This is a genomic window from Alteromonas sp. ALT199 (assembly GCF_018619335.1).
Lineage (GTDB): Bacteria > Pseudomonadota > Gammaproteobacteria > Enterobacterales > Alteromonadaceae > Alteromonas.
On sequence record NZ_JAHHDX010000077.1, the window covers coordinates 1 to 21,774 of the forward strand.

The window sequence follows — 21,774 nt, forward strand, 5'->3', positions numbered from 1 at the left end:
GTGTAATTCTTGGTCTAAACAAACATACAACCCAATTTACTTCGAAGTCAATAAAAATGTTCAATGATTGTTAATTCATGAATTTTAATTTTTTGTTTAAATACACTTAAAACAAATAAACGCATGTAATAAAAGGATTTATTACCCGATCACGGGTCTTAACAATGACAATAAAAATAAGATTCCGAAGTATAAATAAAGACTTCAAGTCAAAAATGACTGGTAGGAGCTGATTAGAGAAATGCCATTCGAAAGGATAGAAACCGAATGCGAATGCATGAGCTAAGCATTAGTGGAAATAGATAAGAAAGTGCACTTAAGATAGCTTGGGTTATCAGAAAGCCTACCTAGCAAAAACGGGGATTTTGCTAGGTAGCTTTGAGGGAAAATGACGTCAGTCAGTAAACCTATTTCAGGTATAAAGCCTTAAGTGTTGTTAGCTTAACTATAGGTGGTAGTGCGCGATAAGATATCTAACCCTTGCTGTTTTAACCAATATGGCACATCCATCAACACCCAGTTTTCCAGTAATTTATCTCCTTTTCGATAGTACACATCAACCACTCGCATGTCGGCACGAATACCCGACGCTGGCATACCGAAAAGACCTCCACCAGCAGTATTCGAAAGGTTAGGCCAGCCAAAGAAACAGGCAAAACCGCCTTCACTAAAACGCGCCACATGGCCATTAAAAACTTTATCTTTCAAACCCTTGCGAAAAGGAAATTGATGCTGCTGCTGGTAACGCTCGATGGTGTACGTAGCCCCTATTCCCGCTGGTCCGTACCACACCATATCTTCACTCCAGCATTTAGCTAGAAGCTCTGGCGGACAGTTATCGTTACCCGATTTATTCAAAGAATCCAGATCTCTTACCATTTCCTCAACCAGCTCAATGGTCTTTTTAGATTCCAGAGGGTCTTGTTCTTCAAACAATAAACCGTTGTGATCGCATGGCCCTGGATAAACAAACGTATGGCCTGTTTCTACGGGCAGAGGATTAAGCCCGACTTGCTGCATTAGAGCAATTAAGTCGAAGAAAATAGCGTGGCTAACTATCTTATTTTCGCGCACTTCAAAAAACTCGGCATATCGTAAAAAGGCCAACTTGCCTGTACTTCTAATACCAAGAAAAGGCTTATCGAACAGCCCAGCGAAGTGACCCATTGACATAACCCACTTGCCTTCGCCTGCACTGTTATTTCCGGCCATGAATACGTCTTCACGGCGCTTCATACGTGTAAAACTCTGCTTCAACGGCTCCCACAAACCCTTCACTAATTCTGCTGGAGTCGAACATTCATCAAACGGATAGCAGGCATAAACCTTCGCATTTTCATCGACATATGATTTAACTACGTCTTTAACATCACTTGCCTCACCTTCATCAAAAGCGGCTTGATAAGATCTGACAATTGCTTTTTCGCTATTAAAACTCATGACTTATGCCTCGTTGTTTAAAAAATTGTTAATACTGGCCTGAAATAATTAATGACTTCGAAGTCATTATGTATTAGGTTGAGTATTATTGTAAATAGAAAGCGCGCTTATTAAGCAGGCAGAGTAAACAATATGACTGAAAATTTTGGCGTTTTAAACTGGTCCATCTTAGGCGGGTACATCATTGCGAACCTGTTACTGGGTTTGGTGATTGGTAAAAATATAAAAAATTCCGACGATTTCTATCTCGGTCAAAAACAAACACCGTGGTGGGCAATAGGTATTTCGGTTATTGCCACTTATGTTAGCGCCATGACATTTCTTGGGGCACCAGCCTGGGCTTATTCAGAGGGGCTATCCGTTATAGCACTTCATTTAAACTACCCTCTCGTCATCATGGCCGTAATCATATTCTTTTTCCCATTCTTCTATAACGCGGGTGTAGCGTCCATTTACGATTATCAGGAACGGCGTTTCGGCAAACGTGCCCGCGCCATGGTATCTAGCATTTTTATGCTAAGCCAAATTATGAGTTCTGCGGCTATTCTCTATGCCACCTCTCTTGTTTTGTCGTTCATTACTGGCGTACCTGTGGTGTGGTCTATTGTTATTGTTACCGCGATAGCACTTATCTACACAATGATGGGCGGTATTACCGCCGTAATTTGGACTGACGTTATTCAGTCAGTGATATTGTTTGTAGGCGCAGGCATTATTATGTACGCCCTGCTTGATAGCGGCGACACTACACTGTCATCATCAATGAGCGAGCTTAAAGCGCAAGGGAAATTAAACCCACTTAACTGGGACTTCGATTTTACTGAAGAAACCACAGTGTGGAGCGGCATTATTGCTATGACGCTTTACCATATCACCGTTTACGGCACCAACCAAATGATGGTACAGCGAACGCTGGCAGCCAAGAATATTGGTGACGCTAAGAAATCGTATCTGTTAATGGGTTTCTGCGCGTTCTTTATCTACTTCTTCTTCATTGTACTTGGCGTGTTGTTTTACGACTTTTATCAAGGCAAAACCTTCGAAAACAGCAACACAATTATTCTGCAATTCGCTACCGATTACGGCTTACCGGGTTTAATGGGCATCATCGCAGCCGCAGTTATGGCCGCATCCATGTCTAGCCTAGACTCATCATTTAACTCGCTATCGACAGTGGCAACAATCGATTTCTACATCAAATACTTTAAGAAAGACGCGTCAGATGCCCATTACCTTAAAGCTTCGCGTATTTTCACCTTGTTCTTCGCCGTACTTATTATTTTTCCAGCAATTGGCTACCACCTATTCAGTGAAGGCTCAATTTTAGAGATTTTGTCTAAAGTAGGCTCCTATTTTGTGGGTGCACAAATGGGCATGTTCTTCTTAGGGTTCTTCTCTAAGCAGACAACCGAAAATGGCCTGATCATTGGCACATTAAGCGGCTTTATTGTTGTGACCTTAGTGGCCTTAAATACAGATATCGCGTGGCCGTGGTACTGCATCATAGGCGCAAGCGCCAACATTGTAGTGTCTATGATTGCTAGCCGCCTTATCGATGGCGTTCAAACCGAGTACAACGCGTATACCATTAAAGGGCAACAGCAATACTTCGCGCGCGAAGGCCTCGATGAGAAAGAGCAAGGATGGTATCGCGTACCTGGCCGCGTAGACCCAATCAACTACATATTGTTCGGGTTCTTCTTACTCACACTCGTGTTCTTATTTTCAATTCAATTTATGTTTTAAAAGCCAAACTCAGCGCTTTTGAGGGAGATTCTATGAGCGAAACATCCATAGCAAAAACGGTGTATTGGCAGCCTCTGAATGACATGCTGGACCCTGCACGAAGTAAAACGCAAACCTTAGCGGGTTTCGATGAAGAGTTTGTTGACTTAGCAGACTACATATTGCGCATTACCCATCGTATTTGGGAGCAGAAAAATATTGGCGCTTGCTACGATTATTATGCTGATTACTGCCCGGTACATACGCTTGGCGGTTATGCCGACAGTGTTGATGTGGTGGTTCAAAACACGTTAAAAACCATTGCCGCCTTCCCTGACAGGTCGCTTATTGGTGAAGACGTTATTTACCGCGAAGAAGCCAACGATGTGTATTATTCGTCGCACCGTATCACCAGTATTATGACCAATAAAGGTCCCTCTGAATTCGGTGCGCCAACAGGCAAAACCGGGCGTGTAACCACCATTGCAGACTGCATGTGTAGAGACAATAAGATTTTTTACGAATGGCTAATGCGAGACAATAGCTTTCTTATTGCTCAGCTTGGTATTGAGCTAGACGATGCAGCTGCTTTTCAAGCCAAGTTTCCTGTGTCGAGCACGTTTACCCAATGGCTAAATGAAGAGTACGCACGAACATGTGCTAACGAGGCATCGCGCTGGGAAGTATTGCCAGAGCAAGACAAGCAGTGGGGCGACTTTGCCAAATCGTGGGCCGACCAAATCTTCAATAAGCGCATGTTCAATAAGCTGTCTGACTTTTACAAACCCAATGCGTCAGTGCAATGGCCGGGCGGTCGCCAAGCCACTGGCAATGCAGCTATTGGCGGCATGTTCATAAAATACTTGGCCAGTTGCCCAGACGCCAACATGGTTGTGGATCATATTTGCGTTACCCATTACGACGACAATCGCGTGAATATTGCGCTTAGATGGGGCTTGGCGGGTCATTACAATGCTACACAAAGCAAATATGCGCAGTTTAATCAGCAACCCCATTACATTTTAGGGGCAACTCACTTTGAGATTGAAGACGGTGTAATAGTCAAGGAATTTACGGTGTTTGACGAAGTAGCGGCGTTAGCAAACCTTATGCGCAAACTACCACAAGCGACGGAGGCATAAGCATGTTAAGCACAATTCAACAGTTGCTAGAAAAACAAGACACACAAACACTTACCGCTGCCTTGCTTCATTCAAGCCGCTGGCTTTTAGGAGAAAGGCTGCATTACGGGCCTATTCAGCAGCGGGGTTTAATGGCTAACTGGCTTGATATTACAACGCGTTTTGAGACCGTTGAACTATGCGCGAAGGTGCAAAGTGGTGATGTTGAAGCAGGCGTATTTTGTCTTTCATCAGCATCGACCAGCACCTACTTTATTGCACAATGCGAACATCGCAATGACGCTATCAAGCAATTGCTTCAATGGGTAGACAGTGCTTCACTTGCGGGGCACTATAATACGAAAGAAGCCCCAGGCTATGACAACTCGATGTCGCTACCTTTTTGGCCCGAGCCAGACCCATTACAGCTGAGCGAATTCGACCCTCAACTTCATCTTAAGACAACTCATGCGGGCATTAGCGATGTAGTTGCAAGTAACACTAGCGATAAGAGCAAAGCGCTACTGTCACAATGGTGGCAGGTGTGGCAGGGCTTCGACACGGCTGGCATCAAGGAACTTTACAGTGACGCTACCCATATTAGCGTAAATAGCCAAGTGTTAAACAAAGAAGGTTCCCCTTCTATCTCATCCTGGCTAACTCAACTTGAAGGCAAATTACACCGCCGCTACTGTCAACTTGAACAAGTAATAGCTGATGAAAGCAATGCGCTAGTTAGATGGCGAATAGATGCAGACCTGAAGACAGATAACGGCCTTATACGCGTGCGCCTGCCCATAGCAACCATGCTTACGTTTAACGATAATAAAATTACTAATGAGTACTGGGTAGTTGATTCTATCGCGTTTGAAAAACGCTTTGGTGCCCTCCTTCCCTTCTAAACAACTTTTTTAAGCTAACGTATCAGCTTCCAGTCACTAAAATTTGATACGTTAGAATTTTTGCGCCTCTTTGTGTGTAGAGGCGTTTTTTTTGGCTTTCTATTAGTAGTGATTGAGAGGTTGAAGGGTTAGTTTGTTTTTTATCGCTGCATTGAGTTTTAAGGGGCAGCTATAGACAAGCAACGGACATTCAATACTCTCTGCTTATAATTCCGTTATGTGCCATGCGGACTGTGGAACTAACTCGTTTATGCCCCAAAGTGAGCCAAATAGACACTACCTAACCATTACTACTCTTATTGTTTTTTGCTCTCAAGCTAAGCTGTAAATGGTGGCTATTTGATGCATCTTTAAGCTAACTTATTAATTGTTAGTCGAATACATTCATGACCAGAAGCTATGGGAAAGCTATTTTTAATTTTGCTAAAAAGAAGCGCCCAAAGCTGGTAATAACCTTGGGCATTTTAGTATGTATGAGACTGCTAAATAGCTCTCTCTAAGCTATGATTTATGGGTGCATGTAAATGGTGATCAACGAAGACCCATATAGCAAGCGGGTTATGACTTTTTCTGAATCTTTTTAATAGATTTTGCCGCATCAAGTACAGTTTCTGGAAACGGGCGTGGCGTCCAGTTAAATAGCTCACGTGCTTTGCTATTGTCTGCACTGATATTCATATCTAGGAAGCCCAGCATACCCTTAGCTTCACTATCAAAAAGAGACATAATACGAATTAATAGGTTTGGAGCGACGCGTGTGCTTGGACCTTTATAGCCATGCTCTTTCAGTACCTTTGCAATTTGTCTAAGGTGGATTGCCTCTGGTCGAGAAGCAATAATACGCTGACCGGCAGTCTTATCGTGAGTCATTGCTTGTACGTGGACGTTTGCTACATCACGAACATCGACCATTGGAATAGCCACATTAGCGAGCATTGGGACTTTTCCGCGTAGCATTTGGTCAATCATTGACATCGATTGTCCACTAATATCATCACCCAAAGCCGGACCAAAAACGCCACCAGGGTGGACACTAACAAGCTCCATAGCAGAATCTTGTTTTTCTATAAATTGCCATGCCGCTTGTTCTGCTAATGTCTTGCTTTTTGCGTAGGTACCAATATCTTTAGCGTTAGTGTCTGCCCAATCATCTGGTCCAATTGTGCCACTCTTCATTGTTGCCATCATAGTCATCGCAGAGCTAGTTAATACAACTCGCTTAACTCCAGCCTTTCTAGCTGCTCGAAGTGCTCGAAGTGTGCCCTCAACAGCAGGTTTTATCATTTCATCTTCATGTTTCGGCTCAGCAGCGGCAAACGGAGATGCAACATGCATTACATAGTTACAGCCTTCGGCGGCGTTATCCCATCCTTCATCAGAGGTCAGATCTAGCTCGACAAATGACAACTCGCTTACATTGGTTGATGCTTTCTCTAGTGTTTTTTTGATGCTCTGTGCCTTTTTCATATTACGAATAGAGCCTCGAACATGAAAGCCTTGGTCTAAAAGCTGTTTTGCAATATGAAGACCAATAAAGCCTGAAATACCAGTCAGTAGAACGGTTTTCTTAACCATTATAGTTGCCTCTTTTGTTTCTTGAATAATTAAGTACTGGGTGGTATCTTAATTCTGTGTTATTCAGCTGTCAACAATAAAATACCAGTCGGTACTTAAATATGAACGAAGAAAAAAAAGCATCTCGTGGTCGGCCTAAAAAATTCGACCGTAACCATGTGCTAGATATTGCACAGGAAAGCTATTGGACACTCGGTATCAATCAGGTGTCGATTAATGAATTGTGCAAACTGGCAGGCGTATCTAAGCCAGGTATTTATCGAGAGTTTGGCGATGAAGATGGACTGAAGCATGCTGTGCTAGAACGCTACGAGAAGACAATACTTAGCCCGATGCTCAGCGTTCTGAGTTTGGACATTCCATTTCATGAGACACTACAAAACCTTGCACTTTACAGCACGAGTGAAGATGAAACCTCTGAAATGCCCAAAGGGTGCCTGTTTGCAAATATGAAAGAATCACGCTTGAACTTGGGCGACTCAACAATCGAACAAATCGATAAAACCTATGAAAATGTCATAAATGCATTAGAGCTATGGATTGATGCGGCAAAAGAGAAAGGAGAGTTCAAAACGACAGCTATGGATAGCCGATTTGCTGCTATCTATATTTATGCCCAAATCAGCTTTGCGCAATTACAAATGATGAAAGGCGAGTCCGGTAAGGATGCTCGGGCAATATTGCAGGTAGCTCTCTCCATGCTTTGATAGGGAGCCAACAAACTAATGAATGTTTAGCTCTGAATGATTTTCGTTATTGAAGAGTTCTCGGAGTTAAGCAGGCTTACCATTTAACAATACGGTAATTTCCTGACGTTGGCTGTTAATAAAGTGATTGAACTTCTTCGATTTTGAAGGTAAGTGCTGCTTACCGGTGCAAACCAAATACAACTTTCTTCATTGCGGGAGCCATTCCTCACAAAAGCTTATTAGTTTTCCTTCATCGATATACCGTTGAACTAATCCAGTAGGCAAATACGCAGCTCCTGCACCGTGTAATCTCATTTGAACCGATATAAGAAGATCATCCTATAAAAAACGGTGAGCCATACTAAGAGCAATAGACTCTCTCTGAAGCATAAAGCGCCACGGCAATATCAAACCATCATTGTGTAGTGGCATAGTTAAATTGGCCACTCGATTAGAGGCTTTGCAATACCTGAGGTTGTCCGAATTGTTTTAAATTAGTAAAAACACTGAGGCGTTTATGCCCAAAAACAAGTTTATCGACCGTCTGCTTCTCGCTCTGTGTCGCCGCTCTATTGTCAATGCGCCAATGACCGCTTAATGTAAGTTTCAGCCCCTAAGTGCTAGCTGCACCTTGAGACAAGGAGCGGACATTCAGCATGCAGAAAATTGACTAACCTTTGGGTAGTTAATTGCAAAAAAATTATGCCACTACATCCCAAATTAAAAGCTTCGTGTGGATAGTTACAAGTAGAGCAATGCAGTGCTTAAAGCTAGAAATACTGTGCACTCAGTCAACTACAGTGTCATCATGACCATAATTATCACTCACGTAGTCGCTTTCAAAATCAGCTTTGATCGCTAAAGATTGATTGAAAGTCTCTTTCGCAGTCGTCTCATCCCCTTTATATAGATAGGCAAAGGCTAGACTGTCGTATACCTGAGGTGCATCTGGAAAAAGTGAAACTAAATAATAGAACATGTCAAATGCCTCCGTAAATGATTCTGCCCTAAGGAGTTCCATTCCAAGTTCATTGATGGTTCTGCCAATGAATCGCCCGTATCCCTCATCGCTGTAAGCCAGTTTAAACTGCTTTGAAAACTTCTTTTTCCCGTTGGTCTTATAGTATTCGTAAGCAAAATTCTTTTCCAACTGCCTAACTGGCGCATACTCCCCGTTTTTGATAAACGAGAGTATTCGACCAGATATGAGTTCCGCGACTAAGTTGTCACTATTTGCAAGAACCACAATTTGATAGTTACTAGCTAGGTCAATTTCCACGGCGGCACTGACTCCAAGTCCGCCACCATATGCCCCCCAATGAGGCTTATCCATAGCAAATACTTTGCGATTAATTGGGTTTGAATTTTGTAATAGTTTATCGGTGTAAAAGAGCGATTTATAAAATCGATGTACGTCTCTTACAGTTGACTCAATACCGCCATCTGGACTTGGATGCTCAACAACACCCACTTCCCTCAATGTGCTGTCGTATTGATAAGTATATTTTACCGACTGGTGATCATGTGAATTAGAAGGCTCGAATGTGGTGTCTGTCATTTCCGTCGGTAAGAATATCTTATTTTTCAGTAGTTCTTCGAATGGCTCACCCGTAACTTTTTCAAGAATCTTACCCAATACGATATATCCGTAGTTCGAATATTGATTGTCAGTACCGGGTTTGAATATGAGAGGGCGATCGATCAATATACTCAGTTTCTTATCGAGAGTATCAAATGCAAGAGGGTTTTCCCGATATTCAGCGACAAAGATATCGTCAAACCCAGCGCTGTGATTTAGTAGTTGTTCGATTGTTATGTCTTCAGTAAAAGACTGTTTGAAACCCAAATCAAAGGAAATCAGCTGACTGTTCAACCTAAGCTTGCCTTTTTCAATTTGTTGTAATACCAATACTTTAGTGAAGTCCTTCATGATCGAACCAAGGTTAAACCGAGTTTGCCCCGTGTTCTTTATTTGCTCTTTAATGTTCTGAAAACCATAAGACGATACAAATATTTCTTTATCATCTTGTATTACCAGTACACTTCCGGAAAACCAGCCCATATCATGAAATTGCGTTGCGATGTCGTTCGTGATTGCAGTAAGAGTCGTATTCTTTGCGTTTTGGTCATTTTCGTCACCAAAAGCAAAAGAGCAAAAGGAAAAAAATAGGATAAAAACTAATGTTGATTTCTGATTCACTTGGTTGACGCTCCACTGTCATATTTATTTTTTATCTACGCGTTAGCGTAACACCATTCTGTGATGAAGAACGATTTGCTCTACTCTCTTCTGAAAACTTGCGACTGGAAACATTTACTTAGCTGTTGTACTTCGTTTTAAAATAAAAAATGCAAACCTCAGACTGGCTTAGGTTTGATTAGAAATTAAAAATCGTGAACGGCGGCTTCACGTACACAACAGACCGCCAGATTTAATTTAGCTTTCACCGGAAGTGTGTAGCCCAAGGTAAAGACAGCATGTGCAAATAATCTGAGTTAACGAGGCGAATCAATCCGCCCGCTTGATTTTCTCTATCCGTTTTTCAAAACTTGGGTGTGAACTCAACCAACTGTGCGGGTCGTCTGTCTCAGCAGCTAACTTCTCAAAAATGCTAATCATTCCTGTATTATCACCATACATTTCATTCATTTTTTCGTTAGCATAAAAATCGGCTTCAAATTCGGCTTGCTGAGAGTAACCTCGATTTAGCCCAAGTATTGCTCCCTGCATTATTATGTCTGAAACCGCAGAGACATCGCCAAATACTATAGTCAAGCTAACGAAAACAATAGAAGAACCCACCAGAGACTCCATAACATGGTTATGTCTAACGTGACCAATTTCATGAAGCATGACTGCGCTCAGTTCTTGCGGATTTTCAGAAAGAGTCACCATACTATCAGTTATAATTATTGTGCCGTTTGCCAACGCCATGGCATTTGCTTTTCCATCCCACTGTCTGAATTCAAGCTTGTAACCTCGATTGCCGTGAGTGCCTCCCTTGAGTAATGATTTGAAAAGAGCCTGTATTTCTTCTTGCTCAGATATGCTTAATTGAGAAGCGTTAAACTCTGAGTTATCTAATTCTTGTAAGCTACTTTCGTCAATAACTTGGTAGATCTCATCAGGTAACGATTCGGATATTTTTTCCGCAAAATAAGGCACACCTTTGGTGTAAAACTGATAACCACTGAGCAACACAATGATTATTGTGGCCGCAAAAATTAAAAACCATTGTGCTCGTTTAGTCGTCTGAGATTGTTTGATTCTGCTTTGAATTGTTAAGCTCATCTAATACTTCTCGCATCACGTCAATGTTGTATTGCCTAACTATCTTTTGGCTATTGAATAATTGAGGTAATTCAATAACGCATACGAAAATTATCAATACCCAACCATGATAGGGAATTAGTGCAAGACCAATTAGCATTAATACTAAATTCACGACACCGCGAGCTATTTTGCCTAGATAGAAGTGATGTAAACCAGCTGCAAAAAAATAGTTAAGTACAGCGTAGGTATCCGGGTCTTTGACTAGTTGCTCTTCAAGCTGATAGTACTGCTTTCTTAACTCAGAACTAAGTTGTGCAGCCTTGTTTCTAAGTGCTTCTTCTTGCTCTCTAAATGCTAAATCGTCCATGACGTTACCTTAACGGATCTGGTTTTACCGTAATACAATCAGGATCATTACATCGTCGGATACGAGAATAACCGAGATAAATGCCTTTCATTACACCGTACTTTTCGATTGCTTGGTGCGTGTATTCGGAACACGTTGGAGTAAAGTTGCAGCTTATATTGAAATGAGCTTGGGAACCGCCATTCGCTTGATATCGGCGAATGGCTGAAAGTGCAACGCGTTTAAACACGCTTACGGCCGAGAGTTAAAATAACAGCTTCTCGGCTCCAGAATAGCAGGAATCGTTTATTTTCGATAACTTGGAAAACAAGCTGCCAGCCATCTTGCGCTTCCATATTAAGCGTTGCTTCAAGCTTTTTCAGAGGCAATCCACTGGAACCAAGTAATAATGTTCCACAACCGCCTTCTACCACGTGAATTACTTTGTATTCGTCATATTGAGTCATAGCATCTTCCCTGAATTTTTATAATTAACAAAGAATTACCATATAACAATCGAAATAGAGCGGCAATAGTTAAATATCTACCTACCGAGCTAGATATATAAATTTACTTATTTTAGTCCTCATAGTGCACTCTCGCTTGATAAAAAGTATAACTCCGACTTTTTACGCCTTATCAAACGTCTCGCGTAATGCTTTGGCACCACTTAGCATAAAGCCGTGGTCAGAACCTAATAAGAACAGAGAAACGCCTTTTTCTTTCCAGTAGGCCAGCTCGTCTAAGTTACCCACGAACATGCCCGTGGCCTTTCCAGCTTTGTGGCTCACTTCAACTAAGTGCTCAACCGCTTGCTTAACTTTTGGGGCGTCTGCACTGGTTTCGCCTAGCGCTACGGTTAAATCCATTCGACCTATAAACAAGCAATCGACACCTTCAACGTGGGCAATCGCTTCGATATTGTCAATCGCGTCTAAATCTTCAAGCTGAGCAACAATGGTAATGTTCTCGCCCGCTTCTAGATTTTCGCTCAGTGGCTTTGTCGTGTAGCCTGCAAATCGGCTTGAGCCTGCATAGCCTCTTCCACCTGCACCGTAGTGACAATGCCTTACGATGGCACTTAGCTGCTCCGCCGTTTTCACATGTGGCACAACTACACCGTCTGCGCCCATATCCAGCACATTTAGCAGTGTTTCTGGCGCATCGTTTGGTGTTCTTACTAAAACAGGCATGTTCCCTGCCCTAGCCGCAAGAATGCAGGTGTCTAAATCGTGTCTTGCAAATGGCGCATGCTCAGCATCTAAACACAATACGTCCATGCTAGAGTGCGCTAATACTTCAATTACATTGTAATGGGGCGTTTTTATGAACGTACCCAAAAGGCTTTGCTTGCTTTTAATTGTGTGTTTAAGCATGTGCCGCACCTCCGAAAAAATTGTATAAATGCAGGTTCACTTTTGCGCTTTGCTCAAGCATTACGAAATGACCCGCGTCTTCAATCAGCACCAATTCGCTATTTGCCGCCAGGTTATGCATTCTTTGCTGTTCTGAAGGCGGGCAAAGCACATCGTTGCAACCGCCAATTATCAGCATTGGATGTGCGCAATTAGCTAAAAGCTCGCTAGCATCAGGGCGTGTTGCAAGAATTTCGAGCTGGGCTTTATAGCGTTCAACTCCCGTATCCAGTGCCATCTGAGCAATTAAACTCATCAGTGCTTCATTGGGCTTATGCAGATATACGGCGCCAAACTGGTCGTGAATAAGTGTGTCTAGACCATGCGAAATGGCATAGTTTAAATGCTCGCTTCTGACTGCTCTTCCTTGAGGTTTATCAGCGTGCGCATTGCTGTCTAGCAATGCTATTTTTTCAATTCGCTCGGGAACGTGCGCTAAAAGTTCAAACGCCACCATACCGCCCATCGAAAAGGCGCAAATGCTGAATGGCTCGCCTTCATCAAAAAGACGTAACGCGTGACTGGCAACATCGCTTAGGTTGTCATGCTGGTCATACTCTAAGGTAATGCACTGATGACCAGCATTAGTTAAGGTAGTTATTTGGTTGGTAAAAACGTTTCCGTTACAAAGGGTTCCGGGTATAAATAATAGTTTACTCATTGTCTCTTGGCGCAGCGGCCACTGAGTTTCCTTCAATGAGCTTGCCCGGCCAGTAGCGTGTCTCTGGCGGTACATCAGGGCTCTCAATTAAGTTAACCAGGGTTTCTACTGCTGCTTTTGTCATGAAATAGGTTGGCTGACTTACGGTAGTCAGCTGGTAGTTGTGCCACGAAGAAGCACTAATACCATCAAACCCAACAACTGAAATATCTTCAGGTACCCGTAAATTCAGGTTTTCCCGTATTTCGTCAATGGCACCAATTGCCATTGTGTCGTTGGAACAAATAATTGCAGTAGGAAGTGCATTTTTGTCAGCATATGCACTTAAACACTCTCTTGCCGAGTCATAGCTATAGTCGCCATAAACCACGTTAGTGTCGGTAAACCCATGAGATAGTAAGGCATTCCTCGCACCACTTAACCTTGCGCGGGCCACATCAGAATCTTTTGGCCCAGCCATAATTAAAAAGTGCTGGTGATGATGATTGACTAGAATATCCACCAACATGCGAAGGCCTTGGTCATGGTTACAACATACCGAGCTTACACTGTGATCAGGAAGCTCACGGTTGTACAACACCACTGGAATGTTGTGTTTAGCAAACTGCGTGACACTGTCGGGTTCGAAGTGCGCTGTAAGCGCTACTACACCGTCGACCTGATACGCTAATATTTGCTCAATAACCGTTTCTAGCTGATCTGCGTCATCAAGGGTGAATAACAGCACCCGCTTGTTTTTCTCAGCAATGTGTTTATTTAGCTGTGCCAATACTTCGGGGAAGTTCACATTGGCTCGCGATGAAATAATTACCGCTATCATGCCCGTGCTTTGGTTTATCAACATGCGTGCAATGGCGTTAGGTTTGTAGCCTAACTCCTCTGCGGCTTTTAGCACTTTTTCACGGGTTTTCTTAGATACGCTAACGCCCGGGCGATATACCCGCGACACTGCCGACTGAGAGACTCCTGCTGCATGGGCAACGTCATATGACGTCACCCTATTTTTTTTATTCAATTATTTTTTTCCGTAACGACGTAATCGAATGTCAGCCTGTTCTTTGTGACCTGCAAAACCTTCAATTGCACATAAACGTGAACAATACTCGCCAACCATCACTGAGGCTTCTTGTGTAACACGCTGGTATGTACAGGTTTTTAAGAATTTACCAACCCATAGGCCTCCAGTATAACGACCTGCGCCCTTCGTGGGTAGAGTGTGGTTTGTACCAATACATTTGTCGCCGTAAGATACATTGGTTTCAGGGCCTAAAAACAGTGCACCGAAGTTACGCATGTTCTTTTGAAAGTACGGAACGTCTTTCGTCATAATTTGAACGTGCTCAAATGCCAGGTCGTTCGCTACCTCTAACATTTCATCATAGGTGTCGCATACAATGACTTCACCGTAATCTCGCCATGCGACAGAGGCTACATCTGCGGTAGGTAAAATAGTCAACTGGCGTTCTACTTCGGCTATGGTATCTTTACCAAGTTGCTCGCTGTTGGTAAGCAACACGGCCGGAGAGTTAAGCCCATGCTCAGCCTGCCCTAGCAAATCCGCCGCACATAATTCGCCATCAACACTGTCATCAGCAATAACTAACGTTTCTGTTGGGCCCGCAAAAAGGTCAATACCGATGCGCCCGAACAATTGGCGTTTGGCTTCCGCCACAAAGGCATTGCCCGGCCCAACTATCATACTTACCGGTTCAATAGTATCTGTACCCACTGCCATAGCGGCAATAGCCTGTACGCCGCCAAAGGTATATATTTCATCAGCACCCGCCAAGTCCATAGCTACAATTACGGCTGGTGCAGGTTTACCTTGAAATGGAGGAGTAGCAGCAATAACCCGTTTCACGCCAGCCACTTTTGCCGTAACAATGCTCATATGTGCTGAAGCCACCAGCGGATATTTACCACCTGGTACATAACAACCCACACTATCTACCGGAATATTTTTGTGACCAAGCACAACGCCGGGCAGTGTTTCAACTTCAACGTCTTTCATTGACTCACGCTGAATGGTCGCAAAGTTTCGAACTTGTTTCTGCGCCCATTTGATATCGCTAATCTCTTGTTCGGTTAACTGCTCATAACATGCATCAATTTCCTCACGGCTCAACCTAAAAGACTCCGGAGTCCATTTATCAAATTGACCAGAATATTGCGAAACGGCTTCGTCTCCACGCTTTTCGATATCGCTAATTATATTTTCAACTATACCTTTAACTTTTTGATTATCAATTGCTTTTTCTTCAGCCTGCTTGCCTTGCTTCAAGTACTTGATCACGGTCTATTCCTCTACAAAGGTGAATGAGATGTTACATTAATCGAACAAACATTTATCTTGATCTTCACCAAAAATTACATAAGAATGACTTCGAATGCAATTATTATTTTGAGGTGACATGTGGCTTTCTCTCATGACCTATTAAAAGACAAGACAATTTTGGTTACAGGTGCGGGTAAAGGTATTGGTAAAGCGTGTGCTTTATTGGCTGACGCATGTGGTGCAAATGTTATTGCTGTGGCGCGAACCGAAAGTGACCTTGTGGCGCTTAAGGACGAGAGCTCAGAAAGACTTAGCTTTTGGGTGGGAGATGTTCAAGATAAGGCACTTTACGAAAAGATCCGTGCACTTCCCTTTCTTCACGGATTAATCAATAACGCCGGAACGAACCGCGTTGCACCAATGCAAGAACAGAGCGATGAGCATATTGACGATATTTTGAATTTAAATATTCGCTCTGCATACAAAGTTGCGCAGGCAGCCATTACGCCAATGCTTAAAAGTCAGGCACCATCTATTGTTCACATGTCATCGCAAATGGGCTTTGTCGGCTCTCCTGGCCGCACGCTTTATTGCTTAAGCAAACACGCAATTGAAGGCTTAACAAAAGCCATGGCTGTGGAACTGGCGCCGAATAACATTCGCGTCAATAGCGTAGCACCAACGTTTATTAAAACACCAATGACCGAGCCCATGCTTCAAGAACCAGCGTTTGCTGAAATGGTGATGAACAACATTCCCTTACAACGTTTAGGCAGCGTCGAAGACGTTGCTAACGCGTGCATATTTCTACTTAGTGAATTGTCTATGACCACCACGGGTAGTTGTCTTAAAGTCGATGGCGGTTGGACCGCCCATTAAATACGAGGTATCACTGTGTCAGTATTATCCGAGCGTTTAGTCCGCTATGAAGAATTAATCCCATGCCGCAACGCGTTTATCGATACGCGCTCGCCAGGCAGTGATCAAAAAGAGAACTTCACTATAATTGGCCCTGGTGTCGCCGAAAACCCGGACCAACATGTTCACATTGCTATTCCACACGGCTTTAATATTGGCGGGGCTCGTCAGCCTCCTGGCTGCCTTAACTCGCAGCATAGCCACCTAACCGAAGAAGTATTTGTTGTGTCTCAAGGTAGTTGGCACTTTACTACTGGCGTAGAAGGTACCGATGCTGTAGTGCGTATGGAAGAAGGCGATATTATTTCTATTCCTATGGATTTGTTTCGCGGTTTTGAAAATGTAGGCGACGGCACGGGATACCTTTACGCAGTATTGGGACAAGACGATCCAGGTCGTGTGCTTTGGGCCCCTCAAGTTTTTGATATGGCCAGCGACTATGGGCTTGTCTTGCTCGAAAACGGTGGTTTAGTTGATACTACTCTGGGGCAAAAAATGCCTGAAGGCGTTGCGCCTATGCCAAAAACATCGGCAGAACAAATAGCGCAACACCGCGTAATTGATGATGAAGCGTTAGAGCAGTGTGTAGTGCGTTTAGCTGATTTTCCGTTTAGCAACAACACGGCATTAACTCAAGGAACCGACGTATTAGAAGCGCCGCTTATTGGCCCTACCAGTGCCGATGAAAAGCTTGGTGAAACAAAGCTAAATTGGTCTCATGGATTCTGCGTTCGCGCCCTCAAATTCAAGCCGGGTGCTTTTATTACTACGCATAAACGCTTTGAGGAAGAAGTGGTGTATGTGCAAGACGGCAGCATCAAAATGCTTGTCGACGGCGAAGCGCTTACTCTTAATAAGGGCGATACATTTACCACACCTATAGGCGCAGCACGCAGTTTTGCCCAGCAAGGTAATGAGGTAGCATTAATCTATGTAACCCGACGTGGTGACACGGCCAAAGCCCCACAATTTATAGATTAGAGGCAAATTCGATGTCTACTTTTTCAAATATTGCACTGAAAAAAGCGTTCCTTTCTTTTCGAGAAGCACAGTACGATTTTGACCTCGAAAAGCTAAAAACGCTTGGCGATACGCTTTTTTCAAGGGACGCCGCCATTAAGTTTTGTGTGCCTTTTGATGACATGACAGGCCACCGCGAAATGCTAGACAAGGTGTATGCGCCACTGCTGGAATCTGTCCCCGATCTTGAGCGACGCGATACCATAATAATGGTTGGCGAGGACGACAAGCAATTGCGCTGGTTAGGATGCTGTGGGTACTACACTGGGCGTCTTGAAAAGCCCTGGTTAGACATCCCTGCCACTGGCGATCAAATTCACATGCGCTTTCATGAATTCTATCGTTTTGAAGGCGACACCATAGTAGAAGTTCAAGCCATTTGGGATTTGCCTGAAGTCATGATGCAGGCAAAGTGCTGGCCATTTAGTCCAAGCTTAGGCACCGAGTGGCATGTGCCGGGGCCAGCAACCCAAGACGGAATACACTTGTTTGAAGAAAACAAGGTACTTACCGCACAGAGCCATCAGCTTGTGCTTGATATGCTAAATAGTTTAGGAAAATTCGCCGAAGGCGGTGTTGCAGCCATGAACCTAGGCAAATACTGGCACCCTAAATCAAACTGGTATGGCCCTTCTGGTATTGGTACTGGACGCGGTATTCAAGGCTTTCGCAATACCCATCAAGAAGCATTTTTAAACGGCATGCCTAACCGCGTGGGCGACCCCGCAAACGGCCATTTGTTTTCCGAAAATAATTACGTCGGGTTCACTGGCTGGCCTGGCATGAGCATGACTATTTCAGGCGATGGATGGCTGGGTATTGTGCCAAACGATAAGCCTATCACTATGCGCAGCTTAGATTTTTGGCGCAATGAGAACGGCATAATACGCGAGAATTGGGTGCTAATAGACTTACTTCACGTATACCGTCAGCTTGGTGTCGATGTATTCGCCCGAGTTAAACAGTTGACCCGTAACAAGTATCGATAACTCCCGTTAAAGATGCTTTTTGCCCCGTATTACTACTATGTAATACGGGGCTTTTTTATGGGTTTGCCCCAAGTCTACAAACTCTCTAAATCAAACGCGCCTTGCTTTGAGAGCTTTTCGTTCAATGGCTTCACTTCTTCGCCAAACAAGGTTTCTAGCTGTACTTTATACTGCTGCCACTTTGCCTCTAAGTCTTCTAACCGTTTTAGCGCACCAGCTTGTGCAGGCGCCCCTGTTCTGTCGAAGTTATCCATCAAGAAACGTACTTGTCTGTCGAGCATATTTGGCCAGTTAATGTCGTCTTCAAAGGTTTGGTGTTTAGGCTGAATAACTAAAGCTTCCCAGTCGTCGATTGCACTAACAATGCGCTCGATTGAAGCCGATACATCGCTTGCCAGCATTACGTTATTACCCGAAACGCCGTTTAATTGTGCTCGCACGTCACGGGCTTTTTGCAGGTATGCAAACAAATCATTCAGTAAGGTTTCTGTAGCCTGAATACTCTTTTCAACCACTTGAAGCTGCGCTTCATCTGCTTCTTCTCTTGGATCTGGAAGCACTTTAAACGCGCGGGTTTGTGCCTGTTCACCTACTGTGATTTTCGCCTTATAGTCGCCAGGCATAACACGGGCGCCGTTCCAACCGCCAAACAGTTTTACGTTCTCAATACAGTTTAATGGCTCACGGCGAAGATCCCATACAAATTCGTTGTAACCCGCTTTTGCTTTAGGGTGTTTAAATTTGATAGGGCTACGAACGTCTTCATTACCCTTCGCGCACTTCTCAAATGCACTAGGCGCCGTTGACAGTGTGCGAACTAGCTGGTTATCTGCATTAAATATATCAATTCGCAGCGTTTGCTCTTCTTCTAACGCATCTTTCAGGTAATAGCGGAATGTAGCGCCACGTGTCGGGTTTTTCGCTTGTGGCTGGTCGGTCATGCCGCCGCCAGATAGCAAACGAACGCCATCTACGGGCTCAAACTGAAACAGTGCTTCGTCATCAAGAGATTTGTGCACTTCACGCAATGGGCTAATGTCGCCTAAAATCCAAAAGCCTCTCCCTTGGGTTGCTACAACTAGATCGTCACCTTTTACCTGCATATCTGTAATCGCCACAGGCGGAAGGTTTAAATCTAATTCTTGCCAGTGTTCACCGTCGTCGAAGCTAATGAACATGCCGCTTTCTGTACCCGCGAACAGCATACCTTCGCGCTCTGTATCTTCGCGCACTACACGAACAAAGGCCTCTTTTGGTAGCCCTTCGTCAATACGCTTCCAGCGCTTGCCGTAGTTGTCGGTTTTGTAAATGTATGGCGTATAGTCATTTAACTTATAACCTGCTACCGCAATGTAAGCTCTACCTTGTGCATGAGGGCTAAGTTCAATAGCATTTACCTGCGCTTCTTTTTTATGAGGAGTAATATCTTTCCAGTTTTTACCTTCATCACGGGTAATATGAAGCTTACCGTCATCGGCTCCCACCCAAAGCTCGCCTTTGTTAACCGCTGATTCTGCAATATAGAAAACCGTATTGTAGTATTCAGCTCCAGCTTGTTCATTGGTAATCGGCCCGCCGTTTAAGCCTTGCTTTTCAGGCTCGTTACGGGTCAAGTCTGGGCTGATTTCTTGCCAGTTAACACCGCGATCTGTGGTTTTTAAGATCATCTGCGTGCCGTAGTAGACTGTGTCAGGATCGTGCTTTGACACTATCACTGGAGCATTCCAGTTGGTGCGATACTTTTGATCACGAGCATTTCTGCCAAACACATATTCAGGGTAAGGCATAATAGGTCGCGTAAGCCCAGTATCGCGGTTATATTCGGTCAATGTTCCGTTAATAGTAGTAGCATAAATGAGAGTGGGATCGTCAGGGTTAAACGCAATATGCGCACTTTCACCGCCGCCCACAGCAAATTGATCTTCAATTCCTATACCGTCACCCCAGGTTTCAGAAGGCGTTGCCATGGTCGAGTTATCTTGCTGCCCGCCATAAACATAGTAAGGGTTTAAGTTGTCAGTAATAACGCGGTAAAACTGCGCCGTTGGCTGGTTGTAAATGCTCGACCAGGATTCACCACCGTCGAAGGTGACGGTTGCGCCACCGTCGTTAGCGTTTATCATGTTCAAGCTGTTTTCCGGGTTTATCCACATATCGTGGGTATCACCGTGGGGCAAAGATTTGATTTCGAAGGTTTTACCGCCATCAATGGATTTATGCAGCTGCACATTCATCACATACAGGGTATTTTCGTCGTTAGGGTCAACCTTAATATGATTGTAGTACCACGCGCGGGCTTTAAGAATATTGTCGTCGTTCATTAGCGACCACGACTTACCCGCATCGTCACTGCGATATAAGCCGCCTTCATCAGCCTCGATAATGGCATAGAGGCGCTTAGGGTTAGACGCAGCAATATCAACACCCACTTTACCAATAAGCTTAGGTAACCCTTTTTCTAGCTTGTCCCAGCTTTCGCCGCCGTCTGTTGATTTGTATAGACCTCCGCCCTCACCGCCTGATTTAATAAACCAAGGCGTTCTGCCGTGATGCCACATGCTGGCATAGAGAATTCTGGGATTAGTTGGGTCTATCGCCAAATCGGCAGCGCCGGTATCAGCATTTACTTTTAACACATGCTGCCATGTTTCACCGCCATCCGTCGTTTTGAATATACCGCGCTCTTCGTTCGGCCCCCATATATTGCCTTGCACTGCTGCCCAAGCTATATCTGGGTTGGTAGGATGGATACGAATTTTAGGAATTTGCCCGCGATTATCTAAACCCACCAGCTTCCAGGTTTCACCGCCGTCTGTAGATTTATAAACACCTTTTCCGTGACTAGTAGTTACACCTCGAATAGGACCTTCACCAGTGCCTACATAAATGACGTTAGGGTCTGACGGGGCAACCGCTATAGCGCCAATACTACCTACTTTAAATGTTTTATCGGATATAGCTTTCCAAGATAAACCGGCATTTTCGGTTTTCCAAACACCGCCACCTGCGGTGCCCATAAAATAAAGGTTGGTATTACCTTCAACCCCAGTAACCGCCACCGAGCGCCCACCGCGATAAGGCCCAATAAAGCGATACTCCATTTTATCGAAAAGTTCGGGGTTAACCGTATCTTCAAGTGCGAATGCAGAATGCGAGAAACTAGAAAGTGCGCTTACACAAATAGCAAAAGCGGCCACCATTTTCCGAGAAACCAGTCTCTTAGAAACCATATTAAGTGCCTTGTCGTGTTTTTATTTTTAATAAGAAGAGTTTCTTATACTGCTTTGTTACAGGCGTTATGGCAAAAGTTTTTGCTGGTTGTCCGGCGTGCCTTTTTCTTACCTCTTTCACGATTTCGTTGTTCATCTGTTGCCTCAGCCCTTACAATGAATGCATTCTGTTGTGATAGCGTTAGCATTAGTGA

The 21,774-nt window shown here is 43.9% G+C and carries 19 protein-coding genes; 7 read left to right on the forward strand and 12 right to left on the reverse strand.

All coding sequences use genetic code 11. The features are described from left to right. Positions 1 to 441: 441 nt before the first annotated feature. A complete protein-coding gene (locus KL866_RS07785) occupies positions 442 to 1,440 on the reverse strand; it encodes an ester cyclase (RefSeq protein ID WP_214994427.1) in 999 nt (332 codons plus the stop codon). Between the two features lie 132 nt (positions 1,441 to 1,572). On the opposite strand from KL866_RS07785, the gene KL866_RS07790 reads away from it, so the two are divergent. From KL866_RS07790 to KL866_RS07800, 3 genes are read left to right on the forward strand one after another with little or no spacing between them, the layout of a single operon-like run. After that, the gene (locus KL866_RS07790) at positions 1,573 to 3,186 is read left to right on the forward strand and encodes a sodium:solute symporter (protein ID WP_025256359.1); all 1,614 of its coding nucleotides are present in this window, start codon (positions 1,573 to 1,575) and stop codon (positions 3,184 to 3,186) included. A gap of 32 nt (positions 3,187 to 3,218) precedes the next feature. Continuing rightward, positions 3,219 to 4,307: a nuclear transport factor 2 family protein gene (locus KL866_RS07795; protein ID WP_214994429.1), complete on the forward strand. Its 1,089-nt coding sequence runs from the start codon at positions 3,219 to 3,221 to the stop codon at positions 4,305 to 4,307. 2 nt (positions 4,308 to 4,309) lie between these two features. Then, positions 4,310 to 5,188, forward strand: coding sequence for a nuclear transport factor 2 family protein (locus KL866_RS07800; RefSeq protein ID WP_025256361.1), 879 nt, complete (start codon positions 4,310 to 4,312; stop codon positions 5,186 to 5,188). Between the two features lie 558 nt (positions 5,189 to 5,746). Here the strand turns inward: KL866_RS07800 and KL866_RS07805 are convergent. Further along, positions 5,747 to 6,763 carry an aldehyde reductase gene (locus KL866_RS07805; protein ID WP_214994431.1) on the reverse strand — a complete coding sequence of 339 codons (1,017 nt, stop codon included), beginning with the start codon at positions 6,761 to 6,763 and terminating at the stop codon, positions 5,747 to 5,749. Positions 6,764 to 6,864: 101 nt separating this feature from the next. Here KL866_RS07805 and KL866_RS07810 point away from each other — a divergent pair, with 101 nt between their 5' ends. Continuing rightward, positions 6,865 to 7,470, forward strand: coding sequence for a TetR/AcrR family transcriptional regulator (locus KL866_RS07810; RefSeq protein ID WP_214994433.1), 606 nt, complete (start codon positions 6,865 to 6,867; stop codon positions 7,468 to 7,470). Between the two features lie 769 nt (positions 7,471 to 8,239). On the opposite strand, the gene KL866_RS07815 is transcribed toward KL866_RS07810, so the two are convergent. The 9 genes from KL866_RS07815 to hisD all read right to left on the reverse strand — a co-directional run bounded on the left by KL866_RS07815 (position 8,240) and on the right by hisD (position 15,441). Next, positions 8,240 to 9,652, reverse strand: coding sequence for a serine hydrolase domain-containing protein (locus KL866_RS07815; RefSeq protein WP_214994435.1), 1,413 nt, complete (start codon positions 9,650 to 9,652; stop codon positions 8,240 to 8,242). Positions 9,653 to 9,961: 309 nt separating this feature from the next. Next, positions 9,962 to 10,744, reverse strand: a complete 783-nt coding sequence (locus tag KL866_RS07820) for a M48 family metallopeptidase (RefSeq protein ID WP_214994437.1) — start codon at positions 10,742 to 10,744, stop codon at positions 9,962 to 9,964. Beyond that, the gene (locus tag KL866_RS07825; protein WP_214994439.1) at positions 10,698 to 11,093 is read right to left on the reverse strand and encodes a TM2 domain-containing protein; all 396 of its coding nucleotides are present in this window, start codon (positions 11,091 to 11,093) and stop codon (positions 10,698 to 10,700) included. The genes KL866_RS07820 and KL866_RS07825 overlap by 47 nt, the downstream gene beginning before the upstream one ends. A 4-nt stretch (positions 11,094 to 11,097) precedes the next feature. After that, positions 11,098 to 11,322: a membrane protein insertion efficiency factor YidD gene (gene yidD / locus KL866_RS07830; RefSeq protein WP_081765817.1), complete on the reverse strand. Its 225-nt coding sequence runs from the start codon at positions 11,320 to 11,322 to the stop codon at positions 11,098 to 11,100. Beyond that, positions 11,315 to 11,539, reverse strand: coding sequence for a DUF4177 domain-containing protein (locus KL866_RS07835; protein ID WP_025254191.1), 225 nt, complete (start codon positions 11,537 to 11,539; stop codon positions 11,315 to 11,317). The genes yidD and KL866_RS07835 overlap by 8 nt, the downstream gene beginning before the upstream one ends. Before the next feature lie 162 nt (positions 11,540 to 11,701). Continuing rightward, on the reverse strand, positions 11,702 to 12,448 hold the full coding sequence (locus KL866_RS07840; protein WP_025254190.1) for an HpcH/HpaI aldolase/citrate lyase family protein: 747 nt from the start codon (positions 12,446 to 12,448) through the stop codon (positions 11,702 to 11,704). Next, entirely contained in the window at positions 12,441 to 13,148 is a 708-nt protein-coding gene (locus KL866_RS07845) for an alpha/beta fold hydrolase (protein ID WP_214994441.1), read from the reverse strand. The genes KL866_RS07840 and KL866_RS07845 overlap by 8 nt, the downstream gene beginning before the upstream one ends. Then, positions 13,141 to 14,163, reverse strand: a complete 1,023-nt coding sequence (locus KL866_RS07850; RefSeq protein WP_025254188.1) for a LacI family DNA-binding transcriptional regulator — start codon at positions 14,161 to 14,163, stop codon at positions 13,141 to 13,143. The genes KL866_RS07845 and KL866_RS07850 overlap by 8 nt, the downstream gene beginning before the upstream one ends. Continuing rightward, entirely contained in the window at positions 14,164 to 15,441 is a 1,278-nt protein-coding gene (gene hisD / locus KL866_RS07855; RefSeq protein WP_025254187.1) for a histidinol dehydrogenase, read from the reverse strand. Between the two features lie 120 nt (positions 15,442 to 15,561). Between hisD and KL866_RS07860 the strand changes: the two genes are divergently transcribed. From KL866_RS07860 to KL866_RS07870, 3 genes are read left to right on the forward strand one after another with little or no spacing between them, the layout of a single operon-like run. After that, positions 15,562 to 16,302, forward strand: coding sequence for an SDR family NAD(P)-dependent oxidoreductase (locus KL866_RS07860; RefSeq protein WP_025254186.1), 741 nt, complete (start codon positions 15,562 to 15,564; stop codon positions 16,300 to 16,302). A gap of 15 nt (positions 16,303 to 16,317) precedes the next feature. After that, positions 16,318 to 17,322, forward strand: a complete 1,005-nt coding sequence (locus KL866_RS07865) for a cupin domain-containing protein (protein WP_025254185.1) — start codon at positions 16,318 to 16,320, stop codon at positions 17,320 to 17,322. An 11-nt stretch (positions 17,323 to 17,333) separates the two neighbouring features. Next, positions 17,334 to 18,350: an ester cyclase gene (locus KL866_RS07870; protein WP_214994443.1), complete on the forward strand. Its 1,017-nt coding sequence runs from the start codon at positions 17,334 to 17,336 to the stop codon at positions 18,348 to 18,350. A 74-nt stretch (positions 18,351 to 18,424) separates the two neighbouring features. On the opposite strand, the gene KL866_RS07875 is transcribed toward KL866_RS07870, so the two are convergent. Next, positions 18,425 to 21,580, reverse strand: coding sequence for a VPS10 domain-containing protein (locus tag KL866_RS07875; protein WP_214994445.1), 3,156 nt, complete (start codon positions 21,578 to 21,580; stop codon positions 18,425 to 18,427). Positions 21,581 to 21,774: the final 194 nt, after the last annotated feature.

What these genes read in the sequence shown, in the direction of transcription:
- KL866_RS07875 (WP_214994445.1), bottom strand. Translation starts at nt 21,580, where the DNA reads ATGGTTTCTAAGAGACTGGTTTCTCGGAAAATGGTGGCCGCTTTTGCT.
- KL866_RS07870 (WP_214994443.1), top strand. Translation starts at nt 17,334, where the DNA reads ATGTCTACTTTTTCAAATATTGCACTGAAAAAAGCGTTCCTTTCTTTT.
- KL866_RS07795 (WP_214994429.1), top strand. Translation starts at nt 3,219, where the DNA reads ATGAGCGAAACATCCATAGCAAAAACGGTGTATTGGCAGCCTCTGAAT.
- KL866_RS07845 (WP_214994441.1), bottom strand. Translation starts at nt 13,148, where the DNA reads ATGAGTAAACTATTATTTATACCCGGAACCCTTTGTAACGGAAACGTT.
- KL866_RS07790 (WP_025256359.1), top strand. Translation starts at nt 1,573, where the DNA reads ATGACTGAAAATTTTGGCGTTTTAAACTGGTCCATCTTAGGCGGGTAC.
- KL866_RS07805 (WP_214994431.1), bottom strand. Translation starts at nt 6,763, where the DNA reads ATGGTTAAGAAAACCGTTCTACTGACTGGTATTTCAGGCTTTATTGGT.
- KL866_RS07785 (WP_214994427.1), bottom strand. Translation starts at nt 1,440, where the DNA reads ATGAGTTTTAATAGCGAAAAAGCAATTGTCAGATCTTATCAAGCCGCT.
- KL866_RS07820 (WP_214994437.1), bottom strand. Translation starts at nt 10,744, where the DNA reads ATGAGCTTAACAATTCAAAGCAGAATCAAACAATCTCAGACGACTAAA.
- KL866_RS07835 (WP_025254191.1), bottom strand. Translation starts at nt 11,539, where the DNA reads ATGACTCAATATGACGAATACAAAGTAATTCACGTGGTAGAAGGCGGT.
- KL866_RS07810 (WP_214994433.1), top strand. Translation starts at nt 6,865, where the DNA reads ATGAACGAAGAAAAAAAAGCATCTCGTGGTCGGCCTAAAAAATTCGAC.
- KL866_RS07800 (WP_025256361.1), top strand. Translation starts at nt 4,310, where the DNA reads ATGTTAAGCACAATTCAACAGTTGCTAGAAAAACAAGACACACAAACA.
- KL866_RS07840 (WP_025254190.1), bottom strand. Translation starts at nt 12,448, where the DNA reads ATGCTTAAACACACAATTAAAAGCAAGCAAAGCCTTTTGGGTACGTTC.
- KL866_RS07825 (WP_214994439.1), bottom strand. Translation starts at nt 11,093, where the DNA reads ATGGACGATTTAGCATTTAGAGAGCAAGAAGAAGCACTTAGAAACAAG.